Genomic DNA, 22952 nt, shown 5'->3' on the forward strand with positions numbered 1-22952 from the left:
CTTTCTGTTGTGCGCTTATTGTGCTTTTTCTTTAGCTAAAAAAGACGTATCATTCCATAACGTTAAGTCGTACGGCAGGTTCCTTGATGCCTCTTTGGTTTCAAGGATTGAAAGGCTATTGTTTAACAGCCCGCCCATTGTCCGTAATTCTGATAATGGTTTACCAGCCATCGCTTGGATTGCCGCTGTCAGGGCTGCTCCGTGTCCGACAAATAGAACTGGACCTTCGTGCTGCTTCGCCGCTTCAGCAACTGTTTCTGAAATCCGTTGAATCGCTTGCTCGATTGGTTCACCATCAAAAATTGTTGGATCATACAAATCTAAACGATGCCGTAAATGATCTAATTCTTCTCCATAAAAATTACGCATTTCTTCAATATATTGTCCTTCTAGACGACCTAAACCTAATTCTTTTAAGGTATCTGTATAAACAATTTCAACTGGATGATTCAATTCTTGTTGAATTCCCCGCGCAGTATTTTTGGCACGTAATAGCGGACTAGAATAAATTTTTTCAAACGGAATATCTTGTAAATATTGGCCTAATTGTTTAATTTCGTCATAACTAGTTGGTAATAACGGCGAATCTCCTGTCATTCCTTGAAATCGTTTCTGTTGATTCCATTCAGTTTTTCCATGTCGTGTAAAATATAATTTCATGTAACTTCTCCAAACTTCTTTATCTCTTCATATGTCTTTCTAGTTTATCACTTCCCTGCGAAAATATCCATGGAAGTTTCTAGTAATCCAAGCAAAATAAGCCTAGAACAAAAATCTAAATTGTTTTTTGTTCTAGGCTTGAAAATTTGGCAACAGTAAAAATAAAACCACTTTCTTCTGACATTTTTGAAAAAAGCGCTACTGTCTTAACTTTTTTTAATCCAATTTATCATTTTCATAATGATGCGTCAGTTCTAAGTTCGGAAAATTTTGCTGACGTAAGGCTTCATAAACAATTAGTGCGGCAGTGTTAGAAAGATTCAATGAGCGCACATGTTCATCATTCATAGGAATTCGGATACACTTTTCTTCGTTTTCTCGCATAAACGTTTCTGGTAAGCCCGTTGTTTCTTTTCCAAAAAGGAAATAATGGTCCTCGCCATCATTATAATTAACCTCGCTGTATGTTTGGTGAGCAAATTTGGTTACTAAATGCAAGTGTTTGCCTGCCACATGGGCTAAAAAGGCTGCCAAATCTTTATGATACGTAATATTTACATCATTCCAATAATCTAATCCAGCACGTTTTAAGTGTTTATCATCTGTTGAAAATCCTAAAGGTTCAATTAAATGCAACGGTGCATTCGTCGCTGCACATGTCCGTGCAATATTTCCAGTATTTGCTGGAATTTGTGGTTCAAATAAAACAATATGGTTCGTCAACTATCTTCAGCTCCTCAAATATCAATCGTGTTCATTTTAGCATAAATTCAAAATAAATAGCGCCCACAATACTTATTTTCAAAAAAAAACCGCATGACGCGATGATGTCAGGCGGCAGCTATTCTAACCAATAAAAAAAAACGTACCGTCTCGGTGTCTAGCACGGCGAGTCGTTACGTTAGTGAAGGTCTCTTCACTAACTTTTATCAGAACAGGACCCTGATAAAAACCAATGAAAAAACAACTTGTAAGTAATATAACACCAATGTCACTTTATTGCAAGACTTTTTTAGGATTTTCTTCACAAAAAAGTCTATCTTTTACGACCTACTAACAAGCGGACGTCAATCGTAATTTTTTCCAACGGTCGCTGTTGTAGCTCGGCTTTAACTTCTTGAGAAACTTGCCACTCTAATGGCGACATTTCTAATAAATCCAACCGTCTTTCCTCGGGAATGTCAAAGCAATAAGTTATTCGTTCATCTACTTCCACTGCTAATTCCTCGGCAAAACGTTGGACTACTTTTTGATTGGAATAACTTTGTTTCTTTTCGTCATTGGGATAAAAAGCCGCTCGTAATTCCTTTAAGTAATTCTCTTCAGGAATAATTTTAATCACAGTCCCGTCAGCTTTTAGTACTCGCCGAAATTCTTGATAATGTGAAGGAGAAAAAATATTCAAAATCGTATCAAGCCCTTCATTCGCAAATGGCAAATTCGTTAAATCCGCCACACACCAAAACGCATCAATTGGCTGATTACTTGCTAAATAGATTCCTTCCTTTGATAAATCAAACCCGATTTTCAGTCCAGATAAGCCTGCTTGACTTAACTCAGCTAGAAAACTCCCTTCACCACAACCAACATCGACTACTGTTTTATTTTGAGGAAGATAGTGCATAATTTTGTTTAAAACAGGCGCGTACATGCCACTTTGAATCATTTTTCCTCGAGAAGTAAACATTTTTTTATTATATTCTGTCTGAACGCCATGATTTAGAAAGTATAGCGTGCCTTTCTTGGATAAATCAAATTGATGCCTCTGTTGACAAATCAGACCAACCCCTTCTACATGCATTGGTTCATGACAAGTTGGACAGCGAAATACGGCTGCTTCTTTTTTCAATAATTGTTGTGCTCGTTCAATTTTCTTTAACATTTAAAACTCCTTACGTTCATTAAATGAACATTTTCTCTTATAAAAAGTTGCACTCTTTTTTTCAGGGCTATGGTAGTAAGCAGAATTATGGTACAATGCCTGTGAAGAAAAAGCAAGGAGCGATAAGAAATGATTAAAGAATTCTGTGCCGAAAATTTCACTAAGATTCCCCAAGCCATTCAAAAAGGTGCGAATCGCATCGAATTATGCGATAACTTAGCCGTGGGTGGAACGACGCCAAGTACTGGTGTTATTGAAGAAGTCTTAGCATACGCTGGCGAACATTCTGTACCAGTGATGACAATCATTCGTCCTCGTGGCGGCAATTTTGTCTATAATGATATTGAATTAAAAATTATGCATACCGATTTAATCGAAGCAAAGAAATTAGGAACCGACGGCATTGTTATTGGCTGTTTAACTGAAGACGGTTGGTTAGATGAAGAAGCTTTGGACTTATTCATTGAAACAGCTGAAGGCTTGCAAATCACTTTCCATATGGCTTTTGATGCCTTGTCGAAAGAAAACCAATTTAAGGCGATTGACTGGTTAGCTGAGCGTGGTGTGACGCGTATTTTAACTCATGGCGGGCCAGCTGGTACCCCTATCGAAGACAACTTTAATCATTTAAAAGAATTAATTGCCTACGCAGATCAACGGATTCTTATTTTACCAGGTGGCGGTATTTCCACAGAAAACGTTCAAACTGTGATGGACACTTTAAAAGTCACAGAAGTCCATGGCACAAAAATTGTTTAATTTCTTGTATCTAAAAAAGTGAGATAGCCGTCGTATTAACGGCTATCTCACTTTTTTGATTTCAAGCAAACCAACGAATCCTTTTACCTTAGTCTCATGATAAATAAGTGCAATTTTTTAAACAAAATAACGCATAAACATGCTGGCAATATTGAAATAAATTAATACACTGGTTAAATCACTTAAGGTAGTAATAAACGGACCACTGGCAACTGCGGGATCAAACCCTAATTTATCCATTAACATTGGGATTAAACTCCCTGCTAAATTAGCCACAGTAATTGCACAGAGCATTGCCATCCCAATCACAAATCCAAGCGGAAGATTATGTTGCCACACGCCAACCACAATCATAATGGTTAAACCTGTCACAGCTCCCGTCACTAGTCCCGTGAGCACTTCACTTAAGATTAAGCGACCAAAATTACTATCCTTTTCATCTTTCATAGCCAAACGGCGTACCGCGACCGCCAATGATTGTGTTCCGGCATTGCCGGCTGTTCCGGTAATTAAAGAAATAAAAACGGCTAAAATACTCGCTTCGCTAACTAACGACTCATAATTACTGATTAACGAGGCCGTAGACATCCCTAAAAACAGCAGCGTAATTAACCAAGGTAATCGTTTAGAAGCGGCTTTTAAAGGGTTCTCACTAACTTCTTCAACGTCGACCCCGGCTAAACCAGAGTAATCGCTAGCGGCCTCATCATCGATAACATCAATAATATCATCAACTGTTACAATCCCCAACAAATGATCATCATAATCTGTAACTGGCACAGCCAAGAAGTCATAGTCACGAATTGTTTGCGCGACATCTTCTTGGTCATCGCCAACATGAACTGAAATAACCCGTTCATTCAAAATATCAGCAATCAAGGTATCATCATCATTAACAATTAAATCCCGCAACGAAATAACGCCGACTAAATGATTTTCTTGGTCGACTACGTAAACGTAATAGATTGTTTCCGCCATGTCCGCTTGATTCTTTAAGACGTACATCGCAGAACGCACTGTTTGATTCGCCACAATCGAAACAAATTCGGTGGTCATAATCGCCCCAGCAGTTTCATCTTCGTAATGAAGTAACTCTTTAATTTCGCCTGCTTCTTCACTACTTAACAAACTAAGATATTTCGCCTTTTGACTCTTATCTAACATATTTAGTAAATCCACCGCATTATCGGTATACATCTCAGCTAACATATCGGCTGCATAACTTGGACGCATTTCAGCTAAATAATCTTTCATATTCTCATTATCTTCTTCGATAACATCAAACATATCCGCTAGTTCTTTCGGAGATAGGTAATTGTATAAATGTTGTCGGTCTTTTTCATCTAACGATTGGTAAAATTGTCCTTGTTCATAAATGTGTAACGCTAAAAATAGCTCACGAAATTCGTTCATTTGTTGATTTTTTAGCGTTTCTAAAAGAAGGGCAAATTGCTCTTCCATTTCTTGGCCTTCATTCATCTTACACTTTCCCCTCCTGCCTCTTTATTATTATAACGTATCATCTACACTTTTCATATCCTCCGCTAGTGGGGAAATCAGATGAACCGTTTCTTTGGTAAAAGGATGAGTAAAAATTAGTTCCATGCAATGCAACGCTTGCCGCTCAATTCCTTGATCCATCTTTCCATGATACATCTCATCCCCTAACAATGAACAGCCAATTGCTTCAAAATGTACCCGAATTTGGTGTGTTCGTCCTGTATGGAGCTGAATGCGCACAGCTGCTGCTTGGGCTCCTCTTTTTGCGAGCCAATATTCTGTACTAGCAAATTGACCTGTTTCGATAACTTGGCGTTTTAATAAAGAGGACAAGTCGCGCCCAATTGGCTTTTCAATCAATTGATGCTCGCTTAACTGCTCAATCGCTCCACCAACAAGGGCATAATAAATTTTTGTCACCTTTTTTTCTCGTAATTCTTGGTCAATTAAAGCATGAGCAAAGCCGTGTTTCGCAAATAACATCAGCCCAGAAGTATCTCGATCTAAACGAGTCACGACATGAATAACTTGATTCACGTAATTTTGACGCTTGTAATAGCCCTTAACACGATTCGCCATCGTTCCTGAAGGATGATACTGAGCAGGTATCGAGGCAATGCCAGAAGGCTTATTAACTACTAAAAAATGATCATCTTCAAACACAATTTCAATCGGTTCATCATCTGTTAATAATGTCTCATGTTCCGCTTCATCTGGAATCGTCATTTTAACGACATCGCCAGTTTGTAAAGGATAGATGACATTTTGAACGGTCCCATTCACTTGAATTTTACCGCCCTGAAATTTCACCTTTGCTAATAACCCTTTTGAAACACCTTGTTCCTTTAAAAAATATTTCACTTGTTGTGTTGTTTCTTTGTCATATGTCCATTGAAATTCCATCGTTTAATTAATCCTCACCAATAAAGGCATCTTTCACTCGATGCCAAAAATGCATGTGCCGATAAGAGGCAAAATGAATCCGTTCGTCTGCAATTCGATAGCAGACGGAAGCGATATTTTCTTGATAAATATCTAATTGGTCCACCGTGACAAAATAATCATCACTTTCCTGTAATTTAATCTCCAGCCACTCCGTATGTGCGATTACAATCGGTGACCCCAATGTTCGAAAGACACGATTGTTTAAGGAGGCGATTTCGGTTAACTGAAACGCATTAATGCTAGGATGCAAAACAGCTCCACCAATACTTTTATTATACGCAGTAGAGCCGGTTGGGGTCGAAATCGACAACCCATCACCACGAAATCGTTCAAACAGTTCGTCTTTAATAAACACATCGCCCACCATCGTCCGGTTTCCTCGTTTAATTGTCGATTCATTTAATGCTAAAAAATGTTTATCTGGTTTCCCATCTCTAAACCGAATCCGCACATCTAATAATGGATAACTCGTACTTTTTTCACGATGAATACATAAACTTTCAACTAGTTCTTTTAATTCATAATCACGCCAATCTGTATAGAAACCCAAGTGTCCGGTATGTACACCTAAGAAACTTACTTCGTTTAACAGATGATTAAATCGATGAAAAGCGGAAAGAAGCGTACCATCTCCGCCGACTGAAATCACAAGTTCAGGTTGACGATTGTCTATTTGAATTTGGTTTTGCTCTAATAGTGTTGTCAGTTGTTTTGTGACTTGTTTCGATTTTTCTTCCGAGTTATGAACAATCGCCACTTTCATAAGCAGACTCCTTTACTGATTTTCTGGTGTTTCATTTTTAATTTGCTTATAGTATTCGTTTTCTAGCAATCCACGGCCATGAGAGAAGTAATGTTGTGCTTCTTGAATTTCTTCACGAATAGATGACATTTCTTCATCTAATAAATAGGCTGCCTCTGCCGCTCGCTGAAGGCGTTCTTTCATTTCTTCAGGAAAGACACCTTGATATTTATAATTCAAAGAATGTTCAATCGTTGCCCAAAAATTCATGGAAAGTGTCCGAATTTGGATTTCGGCCAAAATAATCTTTTCCCCGGTGACTAATTGCACAGGATATTCCACCACCACATGGTACGAACGATAGCCACTTTCTTTTTTATTTTCAATGTAGTCCCGTTCTTCCACAATTTTTAAGTCTTTACGATTTCTTAAAAGTGCGACTACCTGGTAAATGTCTTCCACAAATTGGCACATAATCCGCAAACCAGCAATGTCTTGCATTTCTTCTTCAATCCGATTTAAAGGAATATGCCGAATAGCCGTCTTTGTCAAAATACTATCTACTGGTTTCACACGTCCTGTAACGAATTCAATTGGTATGTGTTTATCTTGCTCCCGAAATTGTTTACGAATACCTCGTAGTTTTACTTTTAATTCGCTGACCGCCTGTTCATATGGCGCTAAAAACAGCTCCCACTCTCGTTCCATGGTAGATCCCTCAATTTCCTTGAATTTCATTCACTGATTATTTTACCACAGTCCTTCCTAAAATAGGGTGTTATTCGCTATTTGATTTCCAAACGCCTTTCATTAGAAAAAATTTTCACAGAGAAGACCACTTTTCTTGACGGAAACCTATATAATATGTGAAAATTGGAGTGATTTAAGAAAGAGAGAGAACCCCATGAGTGAGCACTTAGAAATTGAATTTAAAACATTAGTTAGTCCGCAAGATTTCAAACGATTAATCGACCATTTTTCTATTCAAAAAACGGACTTTTTTACGCAAACAAATCATTATTTTGATACGGACGATTTTCAATTAAAAGCACAACGAATGGGCTTAAGAATTCGCGTATTAGCAGATCGTGGTGAGTTAACCTTAAAAGTTCCTGCGCCAGAAGGATTATTAGAAATCAATGACCCTTTATCGCTTGAGACGGCGAACCACTTTATCAAAAAGAATCAACTCCCTACCGAGGGGGCTGTGGCGAAGAAATTACAAGAATTAGGTATTGAAATCGCCTCGATTCATTTAATTGGTTCATTAAAAACAGCACGTGCAGAAAAACAAATTCCTCAAGGACTACTTGCGTTAGACGAAAGTTGGTATAACCAACAGCACGATTTTGAATTAGAGTTAGAAGTTACTGAAGCTGAAAGCGGCAAGCAAGCGTTTCAAACATTAATGGCTGATTTGAACATTCCCATTACGCTTGCACCTAACAAGATTCAACGCATGATGCGGACCACTGCCCCTTAGTATTCGAAGCACTGACGTTCTGGCACCTGTATTTGAAAAAGCATGGCATTGGAGGAAGTATGAATGGTTGAAATTTATTTGTTCGTCAATCCTTTAGGCGGCGTCTGTTTAGAAATTGAAAAAGAAATTATACAATTGTCTGTTAACGACAAGAAGAAAATACAATTGCGCTTTATTCCTTTATTAAACATGAAAACGATCAATGAATTTTTGAGTCGTCAACATATTCCGATTAATGACATTAAACGACGGAATCGAATTTTTGAAGATTTATACTCAGCCGCTCTTGACTATAAAGCAGCACAGTTACAAGGCCGAAAAAAAGGCCGAAAATTGTTGATTGGCTTACAAAAAGCAGTAGCTGAAGACGGTCTAGCTTACTCTCCTGAGTTATCAGAAGAACTACTTCTAGCGGCCGGCGGGGATATTGATATGTATCGTAAAGACCGACAATCCGATTTTGTCAAAGAATCTTTCCAAACCGACCAAAAAGTTGCTCGAGAAATGGGGATTAAACAACATCCTACCGCAGTCGTTTACAACTATACTTGCGAGAACGATTTCGGCATTTTAGTCGAAAATTTTGAAAACATGGATGAAATTAAACAACTTTGTCGTGTCCATCCACATAACGAACCGTTGCTGAACCATGGTGACGCAACCTTTGAATTTAAACGTCGCTCCAATTATCATTTTCCAAATGGACATTTACATTTATTATAAAAAAGATGCTGCGACGAAAGCTGTTAACCAATTATCTTAAGAGTTAAAAAGTGGGATATAAGTCATTTCGACTTATATCCCACTTCTTTGTCTATAATTTTTCAACCAAAGCTTCTAATTCCGTTAAACGTTCTTCAAAAACTTTCATTGCATCTTCGATATACGCGGCTTGTGTCATATCCACGCCCGCTTTTTTCATCACTTCAATTGGGAAGTCACTACTTCCTGCTTTCAAGTAGTTAAGGTACTTCTCTAAAGCTCCTTCTTCTCCAGCTAAAATATGTTTAGACAATGCCGAAGCGGCTGAGAAGCCAGTTGCATATTGATAAACATAGTAATTGTAATAAAAATGTGGAATTCTCGCCCATTCGTAACTGATTTCTTCGTCTCTAACTACTTCTGGTCCATAATATTTAGCATTGAGCTCGCCATAATACTCACTTAAATATTCACTTGTTAATGGCGTGCCTTTAGCATCTTCCGTGTGAATAAAATGTTCAAATTCCGCAAATTGCGTTTGACGGAAAATGGTTCCCTTAAAGCCGTCTAAATAGTGATTTAAGACATACGCACGTACTTTAGGATCTGTTTCTGTTTGTAATAAATATTCTGTTAAAATATTTTCATTTGTGGTTGAAGCAATCTCAGCTAAGAAAATTGAATAGTCGCCATAAACATACGGCTGATTATTTCTTGTATAGTAACTATGAACACTATGGCCCATCTCATGGACTAATGTAAATAGTTGATCCAAACTATCATGCCAATTCATTAAAATGTATGGGGCTGTATCATAAGCTCCTGAAGAATATGCGCCACTTCGTTTTCCTTGATTTTCAATCACATCAATCCAACGACTTGAAAAAGCTTCTTTAACAATAGATAAATAGTCTTCACCTAGTGGTTTTAAAGCCTCAATTGCTTTTTCTTTTGCTTCTTCATAGCTGTAACGAATTGGTGCTTCACCTAGCAAAGGCGCATACAAGTCGTACATGTGTAATTTTTCTACGTTTAATAATTTTTTTCTTAATTTTACATAACGATGTAGCAAAGGTAAATGTTTATTTACTACAGCTACTAATGTTTCGTGAACACTTTCAGGGATATGATTACTTGCTAAAGATGCTGCCCGAGCAGAATCATAATTTCTAATTTTTGCTTTATAATTATGCGTTTTAACATGTGCACCTAAAGTTGAGGCTAATGTATTTCTAAATTGTTTGTACACTTTGTACAAACCTTTAAATGCTGCTTCACGAACAGATGGATCGACACTTTCCATTAACTGACCATAAACGCCATGAGAAAGTTGAATCGTTTCGCCTTCAGCATTTTGCACAGTTGGAAATTCTAAGTCTGCATTATTTAAAATTGAAAATGTATTACTTGAGGCACCAAAAATTTCACTAGCCCCCGCCAGTAAAGCTTCTTGTTCCATCGATAAAACATGGGGACGTTCATCTAAAATATTTTGAATATAGTGACGATAAACAGCTAATTTCGGCTGCTCTTCAAAATATCCCCAAATTTGTTCATCACTTAATGTTAAAACCTCTGGATCAAACCAAGAAACAGCTTCACTAACTTGTGCATATAAAGAACTAGCTCTGGCATATAAAGCTTGGTAAGCTGTATTTGTAGTGTCTTGATCATTTTTTAAATGAGAATAGACATATAATGTTTCCACTTTTCTATAGACATCTAAAACGTATTCTAACGCAGCTAGAAAAGCTTCTGCACCATTCCCTAAGGTACCTTTAAATGATTCTGCTTGATTTAGCTCTTCTGTCAACTGATTATACGCAACATCAAAAGCAGCATCATCTTTAAAAATTTTGGTTAAATCCCAAGTCAATGGAGTTGGAACTTCATCACGTGTTGGTAATTGTTTAATTTCGCTCATAGTTTACTCTCCTTTAAGAAACGTTTTACTCATTATACTATCATAATTTAACACGTGTGACTAAAAAAATGTTGTTTTTTCACTTTTTTTAGCCAATGAATGAGCTTTTCAGGATCTTCTCTTAGGAAAATACTAGTTATTAGGTACTTATTGTTTACTTTAATTAACACATAACATTCTTGTAACCATCTCAGTAAGTTATTTCCCACAATTTTAAAAAGCTTTTTTAAGCCAATATTCGGCAGTGGCTGCCAAACAAAGTTCCCTTCTTCCAAAAAAATAGCTTCCAAGATACGCCATAGTTCCTGTTTGGTCACTAAACGCCCTTCTTTGGTTTTTAGTGCTTCCCAAACAAGCATTTTTAAATGAATATCTTCTTCAGAAGAAGGTAATAGCTTCAATCCAGGATAGTAAAACCAAGGAGGTAACTGGAGAAGGTGACAACCTTTCGTATATAAAAAGCTTTGTGTTCTAAGCAACTGAGCATTTCTGTAACCAAGTTGTTGCGTCAATTTTTGATAATAATCATGCATCAATTGACCAGTATGCCGTCTATCTGGCAGTAAATTTAAATTAGCGGTCGGTAGTCGGAAGATTTCTAGTAATTTTTTTTCGTAAAAATCCCATGATTGTTTTCTTCTATAAAATTGTTGACATTGACTCTCTTCAATATGACAAAGTAATTCTATTCGTTCTTGTTTCTTATTGGCCGTCCATAAATAAAACCCCAAGGACTCCGAAAAGTAAAGAAATTGTTTCGTTAATTGCGTGAGCTTGTCTTTAGGCACTAATCGTTCACCTAAAATCCAAACAACTTGATAGCCATGAGCTTGATAAGTCTCCGTCCGTTCCACCAAACGTTTAATTGGCAATGGACTACATTGAATTTCAATGGCTATCTTGCCAATGAGTAAATCTGGGCGTTGCTTCAAGTTGGGTAAGTATGCCTCAACTTGAAAGGACAGCTTTTCGCGTAAACACTTTTCCGCAAAAAGCTGCTTCAAGCGGAGGTGTTCTTCTGTTTCAGCTTCTGCTTCGTACCAACAACTATTCTTTTTACGATGAGCAAAATGGGGTATTTTAATGGGGCCTGCCTTCAAAATGACCGATTGATGACACATTGGACACACAAAAGCTTGTTCGCTTCGTATCTGTGTTAATTCATCAATCGAGCAATCGATTAAAGAAAATAATTCTTGGTTGTCTGCCGTTAAAGCTGTTAACATGATTTTCACCTCTCATAAATAAACTACGCAAAGTTTCTTAATTTTCATCAAAAAAAAAGCAAAAACTCGAAAGTTTTTGCTTTTTTGCTTAATCATTAAAGTAATAACGTGTTAATTCCAACGCACTGCGTTCCATAATACAAGTGCCATATTCGACTAAAGTATCCTGAGTGACAGTTGTTTTATGAGCAAATTCTAAAATCTGTGCAATTTCATTGTCAACATTTGTTTTTTCTAATTCATCGGTTAAGAACAAAACTTGTAAGTAATAACGATCGTTGTACGTGTATAAGTTAGTCAAAACAGATTGCATGAAGACTTCTTTGGATAATTGGATCATCGCTTCAAAATTATCTAATTCAAAGATTACATTTCTGTTTGTTTCATCTGTGGCTTCCATCTCATCAAGTTCATCGGCGGCTGCTTTGTCTGCTTCAATTTGTTTGCGAATTAATTCGCTAACATCTGCATTGACTTCGCTCAGACCTTCTAAGGAAGACAAGTCGTCCATAGCGACATTTTTACTAATAAACAGTTCTAAACCATCATTTTTAGGCAAGACTTGGAAAGTGACTGCTTCACTGCCTTGGAATTCATCTTCGACATCAACTTCTTCTAAAATACTATAAAAGAAATTTTCAACATCTTTGTGGTTTCCTAGTAAGTCAAGAAAAGTAATCCCTCTATCCGCCAGGTCTTCGTTGCCAATTAACACACGAATCGTATTTTCATTAATATGTTCCATTTCCATAGCGCTACACCTCTCTTTGCTTCAATCAGGAAACTTCTTACGTTCATTGTAGCGAAAACTACACAAAAGTAAAGTGGAAAGTCTGTAAATCCTAGAAAACTAGCGAACGTTTTATAAACTTTGAACTTTTTTAACGATTGGTTTTTCGCTCCTTCTACCTCTTCATCTTAACGCAGTCTCTCCAAAAAAGATACTATTTTTCCTTGACCACGTTCTGCCAAATCAAATGAATACAAGTTCTAAATATGTATTAAAAAGCCAGAGATAAAAATCCCTGGCCCTAAATTCATATGAATCGTTCTTTATTACAATTAACAAATAAAGAACAAAATTTTATATTTTTTATAAACCTGCCATTAATTGTGCTTGGCGCAATTCCAGTTGTCGAACATCTCTTGGTAAGAATCGACGAATTTCATCTTCGTTAAAACCGACTTGTAATCTTTTCTCATCAATCATAATTGGCCGACGCAACAATCCAGGGTTTTCTTGAACCAACTCTAATAAATCTTGAAGTGGAAGCTCGTCCAAATCCATATTTAATTTTTGGAAAACTTTAGAGCGAGTAGAGATAATCTCTTCTGTTCCATCTTCTGTCATGATTAAAATTGCTTTTAATTCCTCAATATTTAAAGGTTCAGAAAAAATATTTCTTTCTTTAAAAGGAATTTCGTGCTCTTGCAACCAGGCTCTAGCCTTACGACATGACGTGCAACTCGGGGAAGTATAAAGTGTCAACATTGTGCATCACTCCTTTTCGCGAATCATCGCGTTTCTGAAACAGGGAACTGTACTGTTCCTCTATTTAAAACCAGTATACCTAATTTCTAATAAAAATACTAGGGGTTTTTAAACATTTTTTATTAACTTTGTTTATTTTTCCTTCATTACATCCGTGTAAAATTAGGGTTAATTTTTATGAAATTTTATGGATATTCGTTATGATTCTGTAAAAAAGTAATACAGTTTTCTATTTTTATGGTCGCTGTTATAATTTACTTCTCTTGGTGATTTTTCAAGAAGTTCCCATGTATTTTTTTCTAATAAAATGTATAATAGAACTATTCACTATCTTAAGTCTAAAGTCAGGTGGTTATTTAATGAAAACAATTTTTTCTGGTATTCAGCCCAGTGGTACTCCGACAATCGGAAATTACATTGGTGCAATGAAACAATTTATCGAATTACAAAATGAATACAATTGTTATTTTTGTATTGTGGATGAACATGCCATTACCGTTCCCCAAGAACCGCAAAAGCTACGCCAACAAATTCGTAGCTTAGCAGCTCTTTACCTAGCGGTTGGTTTAGACCCACAAAAAGCAACAATTTTCATACAGTCTGAAGTGAGTGCGCATGCAGAAGCTGGTTGGATCATTCAGTGCAATACTTCTATTGGTGAGTTAGAGCGAATGACACAATTTAAAGATAAATCACAAAAAAATGGTCGTGCTGGCGTAAGCGCTGGTCTTTTAACATACCCTCCGTTAATGGTTGGTGATATCGTGTTGTACAACGCTGACTTAGTGCCAGTCGGAGATGATCAAAAACAACATTTAGAATTAACACGTGATTTTGTGGAACGCTTCAATAAACGTTATGCCCAAAAAAATCAAGAAATTTTAACGATGCCTGAAGTAAAAATCGCTGAGCAAGGTAGTCGAATTATGAGCTTACAAGAACCAACGAAAAAGATGAGTAAGTCTGATACAAATGTGAAGGGCTTTATTTCAATGCTTGATGAGCCAGCAGTGATTCGCAAAAAAATCCGCTCTGCTGTAACTGATTCAACTGGTGTAATTGAATATAATAAAGAAGAAAAGCCTGGCATTACTAACTTACTAAATATTTATTCTGCTGCGACAGGTCAAACTGTTGAGGAACTTGTTCAAGCTTACGAAGGCAAAGGCTATGGAGACTTCAAAGCAGATTTAGCAGAAGCAGTAGTTGCCTTATTAGAACCTATTCAAGTGCGCTACCAAGAGCTTCTAGCTTCAGAAGAATTAGATATGATTTTAGATGAGGGTGCAGAAAACGCTCGCCAGGTAGCCAACAAAACACTTCAACGAATGAAAAATGCTGTTGGTTTGGGAAGAAAAGTTCGACGCTAACTAAACATAATAAAAAACCGCGAAGTTTTATTCGCGGGTTTTTTTATGTTCTAAATTGAGCATCGTACAGTCGACGATAGTGGCCTCTTTGCGCGTACAAAGTTTCATGTGTCCCATCTTCTAAAATTCCTTGGTCACTCACTACGATTATTCGATCAGCATGTTTAATCGTTGCCAGTCTGTGGGCAATAATTAATGTTGTTCGCCCGTCAGCTAACGAGTTTAATGACTCTTGAATCACTTGCTCTGTTTCTGTATCTAATGCAGAAGTCGCTTCATCTAGAATTAAAATCGGCGGGTTCTTCAAGAACATTCGCGCAATTGCCACTCGCTGCTTTTGACCGCCCGATAATTTCACGCCACGTTCGCCAATAATTGTGTCCAAGCCATCTGGCATTAGCTGAATTACATGTTCTAAATGTGCTAATTTCACCGCTTGTTGAATGTCTATTTCTGTAGCATTTAAATTCCCATAAGCAATATTTTCTCGTAATGTTCCAGGGAATAAAAACACATCTTGTTGAACAATTCCAATCTGCTTACGTAATGAAGCCAAGGTCATTTTCTGGATATTTCTACCGTCAATCGTAATTTCACCACTACTGACTTCATAAAAACGAGGCAACAGATTGCACAAGGTCGTTTTTCCTGAACCACTTTGGCCAACGAAAGCAACGGTTTCACCAGGTTGAATTTTTAAATTGATATGGTCTAAAACTTTTGTGCCATCTTCATAAGCAAATGAAACATCTTTATAGGCAATCGTTCCTTCTAAATGCGGAACAGCAACAGCTCCTGGCAAATCTTTGATGGACGGTTGTTTGTCCATTTCTTCCGTAAAACGTTTAAAGCCAGCAAATCCTTTGGGATAGCTTTCAATCATATTGTTGACTTTTTCAATCGGCCGAATAAAAATATTGGCTAATAAAATAAATCCTACAAACTGTCCTTCTGTAATTTCTCCTTTAATTGTATAATACGCACCAAAAATTAATGAAAATAAATTTATCAGACGAATTAATAAGTAATTATAGGCGGAACTGACACCCATCACCTTATAAAAATATAATTTCGATTTTCGATACATTTGATTTAAATAATTAAACTGTTTTCGTTCAAATGGTTCATTTGCAAAAGATTGCGTGACACGTATCCCACTTACTGACGCTTCAATCCCAGCATTAAATTCACCTAAATTATCGTAAATATCCGTATTCGCTTTTGTCATTTTCTTATTAAAATAACCTAGCGCAATCGTGATAAATGGCAATAAAATAAACGTAGCGATGGCTAATTTCACGTGAATGGTTAACATTAATAAAAAAGAACCTGCTAACGTCATAATCGTAATAAAGACGTCTTCTGGACCATGATGCGCCACTTCTGAAATTTCAAAAAGATCAGTGGTCAAACGGCTCATTAATTTCCCTGTTTTTTGATTATCATAATACTCAAACGGTTGTTTTTGCAGATGTTGATATAATTCTTCACGCATATCTGTTTCAATATTCACGCCTAACATATGACCAAAATAAACCACAATAAATTGTAAAAACGTATTGATTATATAAAATGCAAATAAGCCCGCACTAGCTAATGCAATGAGGCGAAAATCTCCTTTTGGCATAATCTTATCAATTACTTGGTTGACTGCTACTGGAAAAGCCAACTCTAACAGCCCCGCAAAAACGGCACACCCAAAATCCAAAATAAATAATCGACGATACGGCCGATAATACCCAAAAAAACGCTTTAACATAACTCCCTAACTCTCCCCCTTCATTCTCATTCATTATACGGAAAAAGACTGTCTCTTGCAAAATTCTAACTTCTATCAGAACACGTGTTATTTAAGTAACTTTGACTCAAAATCATTTTCACAAACTTTTCATTATCAGAATATTTTTTCATTTATCGTTTCCATTTTTTCGGTAAAAATAACTATAATTGTCTTTCCCCGCAAGGCTTTGATTTCTGTACAAAACCTTGAAATACAGTGAAAAATACTCTATTTATTTGTGAAAATATCGGCTACAATATAACATATGAAAAGTTTTGTAAAAAAGTTAAGAGGTGCACTTGTTAAATGAGAACCATTGTTTTTGATGTTGATGACACGCTGTACGATCAGCAACAACCCTTTCGAAATGCGATGACTAAAATTTTCCCAAACGTTGCGACAGAGGATATGCATGAATTGTATCTTCGTTTTAGACACCACAGCGATGAAACGTTTCCGAAAGTTTTAGCCAATGAATGGTCCCTAGATTTCATGCGGTTTTTCCGGATGAATGAAACATTAAAGGATCTAAACTATCCAGGAATTTCACAAGAAGAAGGAAAAATTTTCCAACAAGTTTATGAAGAAGAATTGGATAATATTACGATGCATCCAGAAGTTACTAAGCTTCTTGATACTTTACAAGAGAAAGAAATTCCGATGGGGATTATTACAAATGGTCCAACAGACCATCAATTTAAAAAAGTTAAACAATTGAATCTTGAAAAATGGGTTCCAAGCCAAAATATCATTATTTCTCAAAGTACGGGTTTTCAAAAACCTGAAAAGGAAATTTTTGATTTAGCCTGTAATCAATTTTGTATGGAACCTGAACATACTTTATATGTTGGTGATAGTTATGACAATGATATTGTAGGCGCACGTAATGGTGGCTGGCATTCTCTTTGGTTTAACCACCGCTCTCGTGAACTACCAAGTTGCCAACCTGCATCACACCTTGCAGAAGTCACTTGTTTCACCGAACTTTGTCCGACTGTGGAGAAATTATTTAATCTTTAAAAAAAGCCGTTCTTCAATTTGAAGAGCGGCTTTTTTTTATTTATTTTTTTGTTTTTTCAGACGTAAAATGATGAACAGGCAGATTATCAGTAAAAGGAGCAATAAACCGATTAAGAGATAAATAAGTTTAGATTCCGTTTTTTTGACGGTTACATCTTTCTCATTAAATGTTTTTGCTTCTTCTTTTGAGATCGTAAATTCTTTCGTAAATTGCCATTTTTTTCCTGAGCCTTCCACAGTCATTGCCAATACATACGTCCCAGCTTCCATTTCATTTTCTTCATAAGGAATAGGGAAATTAAAAATTGAATTGGGCGCCATTTGCATATCTTCTTGTTCTTTCTCTAAAATAACGTTACTTGTTTTCTTATTTTTAACATTTGCCGTTACTTTCATTGATTGAAGATAGGCTGCTTCATGGTTTAGTAGTGTTGCAGAAATAACACTGCGCGCATTTCTTTGCGTCGGTTCAACTTTCTCTAAAGACAATTCAGGTTGCACAACTGTTTCATTTTCTCGAAGTAAAACAGCTACTGTATAGGCATAGCGATTTTCAATTGCTAAGCCGTTTGTATTTTCTTTTTGCTTGTCTTTCGTTTCATCGACTTTTTCACTAAACGTGATCCCGCCCGCTAGTTGCCCTGAAAACTCTTCTTTAGGCATCTTCACTCGTAGTTCAACTAATTTTTCACTTTTAGCAGGCAATTCAACACTCTCACCGCCGTCTTTCAGTTGAATGATTTCTGATAAATCTGCTGGTGCAGATTTATCTAATGCTGTCAACGACTCACCATATTCAATCACTCCGTTGCTGTTTGTTGTGGCCGACTTCACACTAACATCAATCACTAAATTTTCATCTGTACTATTGGCCGCTCGAACTTTCAAAATTTGTTCTTGGTCTGGTTTCATCATTAAATCAAAATATGTTTTTGTTTTATCTATTTGGTTTTCTGGAATTTCTGTTTCAACACTAAATCGTAATTCTGCTGCTGAGGTTTCAATCCCAAAAGCAAAGAAATAAAAACTTAGGATCATCAGAATAAAATATCTATTTTTCATTTCGCTCTACACTCCATTTCTATGTAAAGGAGAAAGGCTGAGTTCCCCTCTTCCTTTCTCCAAAAAGGTTCTTTTTATACTGGCGTATTAGCTAATGTCCAAGTAATTGTTGTTTTGTAGGCATCGTTTAATTTAACTGATTTACCTGGCACTTTTAATTGAACATCTTTCATTACTTGACGGCCGTCAACTTCAGCAATTGAACTAGCATTGCCGTATAAGTATGACCATTTCCCAGCACCTTGATCTGTTGCGGCTACCATCACGTTATGACTTTCACCCACTGTACCAAAAGTTACGCTCGCTAAACTTGTTGGTGCAGCACTTTGTCCTGCTGTCACAGCTGAAGCATTTTGAAAGACAATTTCAGTTCCTTCAAGTGTCTGACCTTTTGTAGCAGAAGTAAATGCAGAATTTTGTTTTGCAGATAAAGTCCAGCCTTCTAAAGTTCCACGATTATCTGTAATTTGAGCAAATAATGGACCCGTTTTTTCAACATTATTTTTATCTTTTAAAACTTGTGCTGATGCAAAATAGATTTCATCTTTTGTGCTGATGATATTTTCACCAAAGTTTAAACTTGAAGCATAGTCCAAGGTTAAGGGACCTGTAGAACCTTCATCAACTGGTTTGTCAGGATTTACTGGGTCGATAGGTGTCACAGGATCTTTGCCGTCTTTGTCTTCTGGATCCACTACAGGATTTTTGCTGTTAGGATCTTTTTCATCTGGTGCTTTAAATTTTACAATAGCATCTGTGTCGCGATTAGCCACTTCCTCTGCTTGAACTGGTAGTGTGCCTACCGCGATGGTTGCTAAAATTAAGCTGCTTGCGATGGTCATTTTTTTCATGTTAGTGCTCCTTCTCTTCTATTGTTATAGTTTCAATAATTATACGCTTGGTAAATCAGCGATTGTCCATGTTAAAACAGTTTTGTATTGAACAGCATCTTTTGGTGTTGCTCCTGGTACAGTTAATGTGATCGCTGTATTTTTATCTACGCTTTCACCGTCAACTTCCACTTTTTCAATCCCACCGAACGCACTAAGCCAAGTTCCAGAACCTTGACCTTCAGCGGCAGACATCACATTTGATGAATCGCCAGCTACTAAAGTTACTTCATGCGCAGTTGGTGTGACTGCTTTGGAATTAGACACTGCTTTGTTTTGACTTAATTTAATTTCTGAACCGTCTAAAACTTTATTTAATGTTTCTTTTGTCGCTGTTAATTGTGTTTCTTGTTTAACTGTTAAGGCCCAACCGGCATTCGTTCCGCGTTTGTCGGAAATTTGTACATAATTTGGTTTAGGATTAGTCAAATCAGGACCAGAACCGTCTGCCAAGAAAAAGTATTGTGGATTTGCATAATATTTTTCATCTTTATTTGAAATTTTATTTTTGCCAAAGTCTAGACTAGAAGCATAATCGATACTTAGTGGACCAGTTGTTCCTTCATTTGGCTTATTGCCTGTGTCTGGTATCGTTGGATCAAAGGGTTCAACAGGTTTTTCGGTATCTGGATTCACTGGATCGACAGGTTTGTTGATAGAGGCATCCGGAGTAAATTCAACGATAGCATTTGATTCATAGTTTTTTTCTTCTGCATTCACTTCTGGTGCAATAGCCACGCCTAAAGTGATAGCGGGGATTGTTGATAAGATAATTTTTTTCATTTTATTGTTCCTTCTTTCTTTTTTTTAAAATAAAACTAGCCATAAAGATGACTATTATTCCGAGATAATTAAACATTTGTTGCTGTTTAGTACCAGTTCGAGGTAAGAATCCTGAGCCTTTTTGATCAACCGTTTTACTTGTTGAATGCTTCAATGATTCTCCACTCATTGCTGGGATTGCTTCCGACTGCTTGGGGAAACGCTGTGGTATCTTACCATCTGGTTTTTCTTTGTTGGCTGGTGGCTCATACTCGCCATAAAAAGAAACTTCTGCATTTGTCGGATAGGCATTTGTTTCAGCAAATACATCAACTGATGAAATCAATCCTAATAGCAATACACCGCTAACTATTTTTTTGATAAGACTCACCCCCTATTTTGCACTGCCATCAGGTACGTCCATCAAGTGCCAAGTTAGTTTTGCTTCGTATTCTTCTGCTTTGGCCGTCCCTCCAGGAACAGATAATAACAACTCTTGGTCATTTTCTTTCCATTGATCAGAAATATTTGTTTCTTGATGTCCATTGACTTGGTTGTGAACAAGAATCGATTGGCCTTCTGGAATGTCCTGTAAGCGATGGTTGGTTCTAAATTTTAAAATATTCGGCAACGTAGCACCTGATTCAGATTTGAAATCAGAAGTAACGGTTAGTGCAAGCGACCAATTATTCCCCGTTTGACGAGTATCTCGTATCACTAATGGTTGATCCATGGAAACAATTGGATATTGGGTCGTGCTACTAGCGATTTGCAGCTCATTCCCAAAGGAAATCGCTGTGGGTACCGTTTTGAACCTGACAGAGCCAACCACAGTGACTGTTAGCGCTAATTCATCAATCTTGTAGCCTTTATCATAGACTTCCACGACCAACTGCTGTTTTCCATAAGTTAGTTCTGGTAATAACAAGGCTTTTTCCTTAAATGTTTTAGAATTAGTGGTTGTTTCATCTGCTAATTTCTGGATTTCTTGGCCCTCTTTTTTGACAATAAATTGTAATCTATTCCCAGCATCGACATCTTGCCAATAAAAAGGCAGGGCTGTTTTTTGAAAGTCATCAATATCGATTGTTTTTTCCATCGACTTTTCTATACGCTCTTTTGACCAAGATAGTTTCGTTTCACTTAAGAAAACTTCTTTGACAGGTTGGACGACTGTTCCAGAAAAGTTCCCTAAGTATGCTTTATCTGTTGATTCCCAGATATAAGAAACGCCTTCATGAGCTTTGGGTAAATTCCATTCAAACAGTCCTTTTGTGGCATCGTAACTTCCATAAGGGCTAATCGTCAGCGGTGGAAATAGTTGACCATCACGAGATACCACCTTATTTTTTAATTGCAGTGGTTTCCCAGCAATATAATCGACAGAAGATAAGATAATCATTTGATTAGATACATCTAGCCCTGTAATGGCCGTTAAACCTTTTAACGGACTGATATCTGAAATTTGATTTTCTCCCACATCTAAAACTGTTAGATTGAGTGTTTTCTCTAACGGTGCCAAGGAAGAAATTTGATTGTTTCTTGCATACAGTACACGCAGATTAGGAACAGTGCTTAAAGCTTCCAGACTAGTAATCGTTTGATTCATAATACTCAACTCTTCTAGACGTGGTTTATTCGCCAAGGGCGCAATTGTTTTTAATTGATTATTTTCCACATAAAGACGGAGTAGGTTATTTGCTTCCGTAAGCCCATCTAAAGTAGCAATCTGATTATTGGCAGCCCAAATGGTTTCTAAATTACGAAGAGAACGAAGCGGGTCGAAGGAAGTCACTCGATTATTCGGCGTGATTTTTGACGGATGATCTGTCGTATTTTGGATACTTAAATTTTTTAAAGCAGCCATTCCTTCAAGTCCATTTAATGTCGTTAATTGATTGTTCTCAACATACAAGCCTTCTAAACTAATTAATCCTGCTTGACCTAACGGACTAAGATCAGCTATTTTATTATTTCTCATATATAAAAAACGTAATAGCTTAAATTCACCTTTAGCAAAAGGACTCAAATCTGTTACATTGAGCGAATCTTGAAAAGATAATTCTTCTAAGTTTCTTAGGTATTGAACTCCTTCCACATTAGAAACAACGACATTTTCTAAAATAACTTTATTCAGTTTATCCAATTCTGCTTGGGTGACAGTATTAGAGGTCCGAGATTTGCTTAACTGTTTTCTGATATTTTCCGCAAAGGCTGGATCAGGAAATAGTGTACTGATAGGCGTCGCTTTATCTAAGACAGCACCTGCGTATAATTGGGGCATCATCAGTTGTGCTTCCGTTATCGCTAGTGCTTCATTTGGCGGCTCTTCACTTGTTTCAACAGTCGTTAACTCTTCTGATTGGGGAATCTCCGAACTACTGGTTGCTGAATTTTGCTCTTCTGCTGATGAAGTTTCTGGAATCTTTTCTTCTGAAACAGATGAAACATTTTCTTCACTGGAGGATGCGATTGTTTCGGTCGTTTCGGCGAAAGTTGTTACAGGAAGTAGCAAACTATTACCCAAAAGTAAGGCACTAACTGCGGAGATGCACATTTTTTTCATAAACTTCACCTCCTGATATTTTCTTAATTATAGTGAATATCAACTGAAAATGGGTTCAATTACGACAAACTGTCCAAATTAATTTGTATAGACAAGACAAAGAGCGCCAAATAGGGTTTTCTACCCCTATTTGGCGCTCTTTGTCGCTAAACACAACCAGAATTTATTATGACAAATTCTCAATTAT

At 36.9% G+C, this 22952-nt stretch carries 22 protein-coding genes; 5 read left to right on the forward strand and 17 right to left on the reverse strand.

The features are described 5' to 3' along the window. Nucleotides 1-15: 15 nt before the first annotated feature. From IGJ03_RS09815 to IGJ03_RS09825, 3 genes are all read right to left on the reverse strand, one after another. Nucleotides 16-660, reverse strand: a complete 645-nt coding sequence (locus tag IGJ03_RS09815) for a histidine phosphatase family protein (protein ID WP_425135940.1) — start codon at nt 658-660, stop codon at nt 16-18. Between the two features lie 216 nt (nt 661-876). After that, complete coding sequence (gene trmL / locus IGJ03_RS09820; protein WP_002359567.1) at nt 877-1383, reverse strand: tRNA (uridine(34)/cytosine(34)/5-carboxymethylaminomethyluridine(34)-2'-O)-methyltransferase TrmL; 507 nt, start codon at nt 1381-1383, stop codon at nt 877-879. Between the two features lie 313 nt (nt 1384-1696). Next, on the reverse strand, nt 1697-2542 hold the full coding sequence (locus tag IGJ03_RS09825; RefSeq protein WP_002362280.1) for a methyltransferase domain-containing protein: 846 nt from the start codon (nt 2540-2542) through the stop codon (nt 1697-1699). A gap of 129 nt (nt 2543-2671) precedes the next feature. On the opposite strand from IGJ03_RS09825, the gene cutC reads away from it, so the two are divergent. Next, nucleotides 2672-3301, forward strand: coding sequence for a copper homeostasis protein CutC (cutC, locus tag IGJ03_RS09830; RefSeq protein ID WP_010823105.1), 630 nt, complete (start codon nt 2672-2674; stop codon nt 3299-3301). A gap of 117 nt (nt 3302-3418) precedes the next feature. Here the strand turns inward: cutC and mgtE are convergent, their stop codons facing one another. The 4 genes from mgtE to IGJ03_RS09850 are packed head-to-tail and all read right to left on the reverse strand — an operon-like array spanning nt 3419 to nt 7196. Further along, nucleotides 3419-4780 (reverse strand): magnesium transporter, encoded by a 1362-nt coding sequence (gene mgtE, locus IGJ03_RS09835; protein ID WP_002362548.1) that lies wholly within the window; start codon nt 4778-4780, stop codon nt 3419-3421. A gap of 30 nt (nt 4781-4810) precedes the next feature. After that, nucleotides 4811-5704, reverse strand: a complete 894-nt coding sequence (locus IGJ03_RS09840; protein ID WP_375804577.1) for an RluA family pseudouridine synthase — start codon at nt 5702-5704, stop codon at nt 4811-4813. A 7-nt stretch (nt 5705-5711) separates the two neighbouring features. After that, on the reverse strand, nt 5712-6509 hold the full coding sequence (locus IGJ03_RS09845; RefSeq protein ID WP_002356486.1) for an NAD kinase: 798 nt from the start codon (nt 6507-6509) through the stop codon (nt 5712-5714). Between the two features lie 12 nt (nt 6510-6521). Then, nucleotides 6522-7196, reverse strand: coding sequence for a GTP pyrophosphokinase (locus tag IGJ03_RS09850; RefSeq protein WP_002356484.1), 675 nt, complete (start codon nt 7194-7196; stop codon nt 6522-6524). A 196-nt stretch (nt 7197-7392) separates the two neighbouring features. Here IGJ03_RS09850 and IGJ03_RS09855 point away from each other — a divergent pair, with 196 nt between their 5' ends. Next, nucleotides 7393-7971 (forward strand): CYTH domain-containing protein, encoded by a 579-nt coding sequence (locus IGJ03_RS09855; protein WP_375804576.1) that lies wholly within the window; start codon nt 7393-7395, stop codon nt 7969-7971. A 63-nt stretch (nt 7972-8034) separates the two neighbouring features. Then, nucleotides 8035-8694 (forward strand): ClpXP adapter SpxH family protein, encoded by a 660-nt coding sequence (locus tag IGJ03_RS09860; protein ID WP_375804575.1) that lies wholly within the window; start codon nt 8035-8037, stop codon nt 8692-8694. 91 nt (nt 8695-8785) lie between these two features. Here IGJ03_RS09860 and pepF read toward each other — a convergent pair whose 3' ends face one another. The 4 genes from pepF to spxA all read right to left on the reverse strand — a co-directional run bounded on the left by pepF (nt 8786) and on the right by spxA (nt 13315). Then, entirely contained in the window at nt 8786-10597 is a 1812-nt protein-coding gene (pepF, locus tag IGJ03_RS09865; protein WP_375804574.1) for an oligoendopeptidase F, read from the reverse strand. A gap of 47 nt (nt 10598-10644) precedes the next feature. Beyond that, a complete protein-coding gene (locus IGJ03_RS09870; RefSeq protein WP_002384101.1) occupies nt 10645-11823 on the reverse strand; it encodes a competence protein CoiA in 1179 nt (392 codons plus the stop codon). An 88-nt stretch (nt 11824-11911) separates the two neighbouring features. Next, the gene (locus tag IGJ03_RS09875) at nt 11912-12574 is read right to left on the reverse strand and encodes an adaptor protein MecA (protein ID WP_002356478.1); all 663 of its coding nucleotides are present in this window, start codon (nt 12572-12574) and stop codon (nt 11912-11914) included. A gap of 342 nt (nt 12575-12916) precedes the next feature. Further along, on the reverse strand, nt 12917-13315 hold the full coding sequence (spxA, locus tag IGJ03_RS09880; protein ID WP_002356477.1) for a transcriptional regulator SpxA: 399 nt from the start codon (nt 13313-13315) through the stop codon (nt 12917-12919). A 359-nt stretch (nt 13316-13674) separates the two neighbouring features. Between spxA and trpS the strand changes: the two genes are divergently transcribed. Beyond that, nucleotides 13675-14685, forward strand: a complete 1011-nt coding sequence (gene trpS, locus IGJ03_RS09885; RefSeq protein WP_002359559.1) for a tryptophan--tRNA ligase — start codon at nt 13675-13677, stop codon at nt 14683-14685. A gap of 43 nt (nt 14686-14728) precedes the next feature. Here trpS and IGJ03_RS09890 read toward each other — a convergent pair whose 3' ends face one another. Continuing rightward, nucleotides 14729-16444 (reverse strand): ABC transporter ATP-binding protein, encoded by a 1716-nt coding sequence (locus IGJ03_RS09890; RefSeq protein ID WP_002384099.1) that lies wholly within the window; start codon nt 16442-16444, stop codon nt 14729-14731. A gap of 327 nt (nt 16445-16771) precedes the next feature. On the opposite strand from IGJ03_RS09890, the gene IGJ03_RS09895 reads away from it, so the two are divergent. Next, nucleotides 16772-17485 (forward strand): HAD family hydrolase, encoded by a 714-nt coding sequence (locus IGJ03_RS09895; protein ID WP_002356474.1) that lies wholly within the window; start codon nt 16772-16774, stop codon nt 17483-17485. A 36-nt stretch (nt 17486-17521) separates the two neighbouring features. Here IGJ03_RS09895 and elrE read toward each other — a convergent pair whose 3' ends face one another. The 5 genes from elrE to elrA form a co-directional block, all read right to left on the reverse strand. Further along, nucleotides 17522-18547, reverse strand: a complete 1026-nt coding sequence (elrE, locus tag IGJ03_RS09900) for a transmembrane protein ElrE (protein WP_010815254.1) — start codon at nt 18545-18547, stop codon at nt 17522-17524. A gap of 74 nt (nt 18548-18621) precedes the next feature. Next, nucleotides 18622-19398: a WxL domain-containing protein ElrD gene (gene elrD, locus IGJ03_RS09905; RefSeq protein ID WP_002362542.1), complete on the reverse strand. Its 777-nt coding sequence runs from the start codon at nt 19396-19398 to the stop codon at nt 18622-18624. Between the two features lie 39 nt (nt 19399-19437). After that, nucleotides 19438-20220 (reverse strand): WxL domain-containing protein ElrC, encoded by a 783-nt coding sequence (gene elrC / locus IGJ03_RS09910; protein WP_429861506.1) that lies wholly within the window; start codon nt 20218-20220, stop codon nt 19438-19440. A gap of 1 nt (nt 20221) precedes the next feature. Next, on the reverse strand, nt 20222-20590 hold the full coding sequence (gene elrB / locus IGJ03_RS09915) for an LPXTG anchor domain-containing protein ElrB (protein ID WP_002384096.1): 369 nt from the start codon (nt 20588-20590) through the stop codon (nt 20222-20224). Nucleotides 20591-20593: 3 nt separating this feature from the next. Continuing rightward, nucleotides 20594-22765 (reverse strand): enterococcal leucine-rich protein ElrA, encoded by a 2172-nt coding sequence (gene elrA, locus IGJ03_RS09920; RefSeq protein WP_282897075.1) that lies wholly within the window; start codon nt 22763-22765, stop codon nt 20594-20596. Between the last annotated feature and the right edge of the window lie 187 nt (nt 22766-22952).

The sequence above is a fragment of the Enterococcus sp. DIV1315a genome, from assembly GCF_051712325.1.
Classification (GTDB): domain Bacteria; phylum Bacillota; class Bacilli; order Lactobacillales; family Enterococcaceae; genus Enterococcus; species Enterococcus faecalis.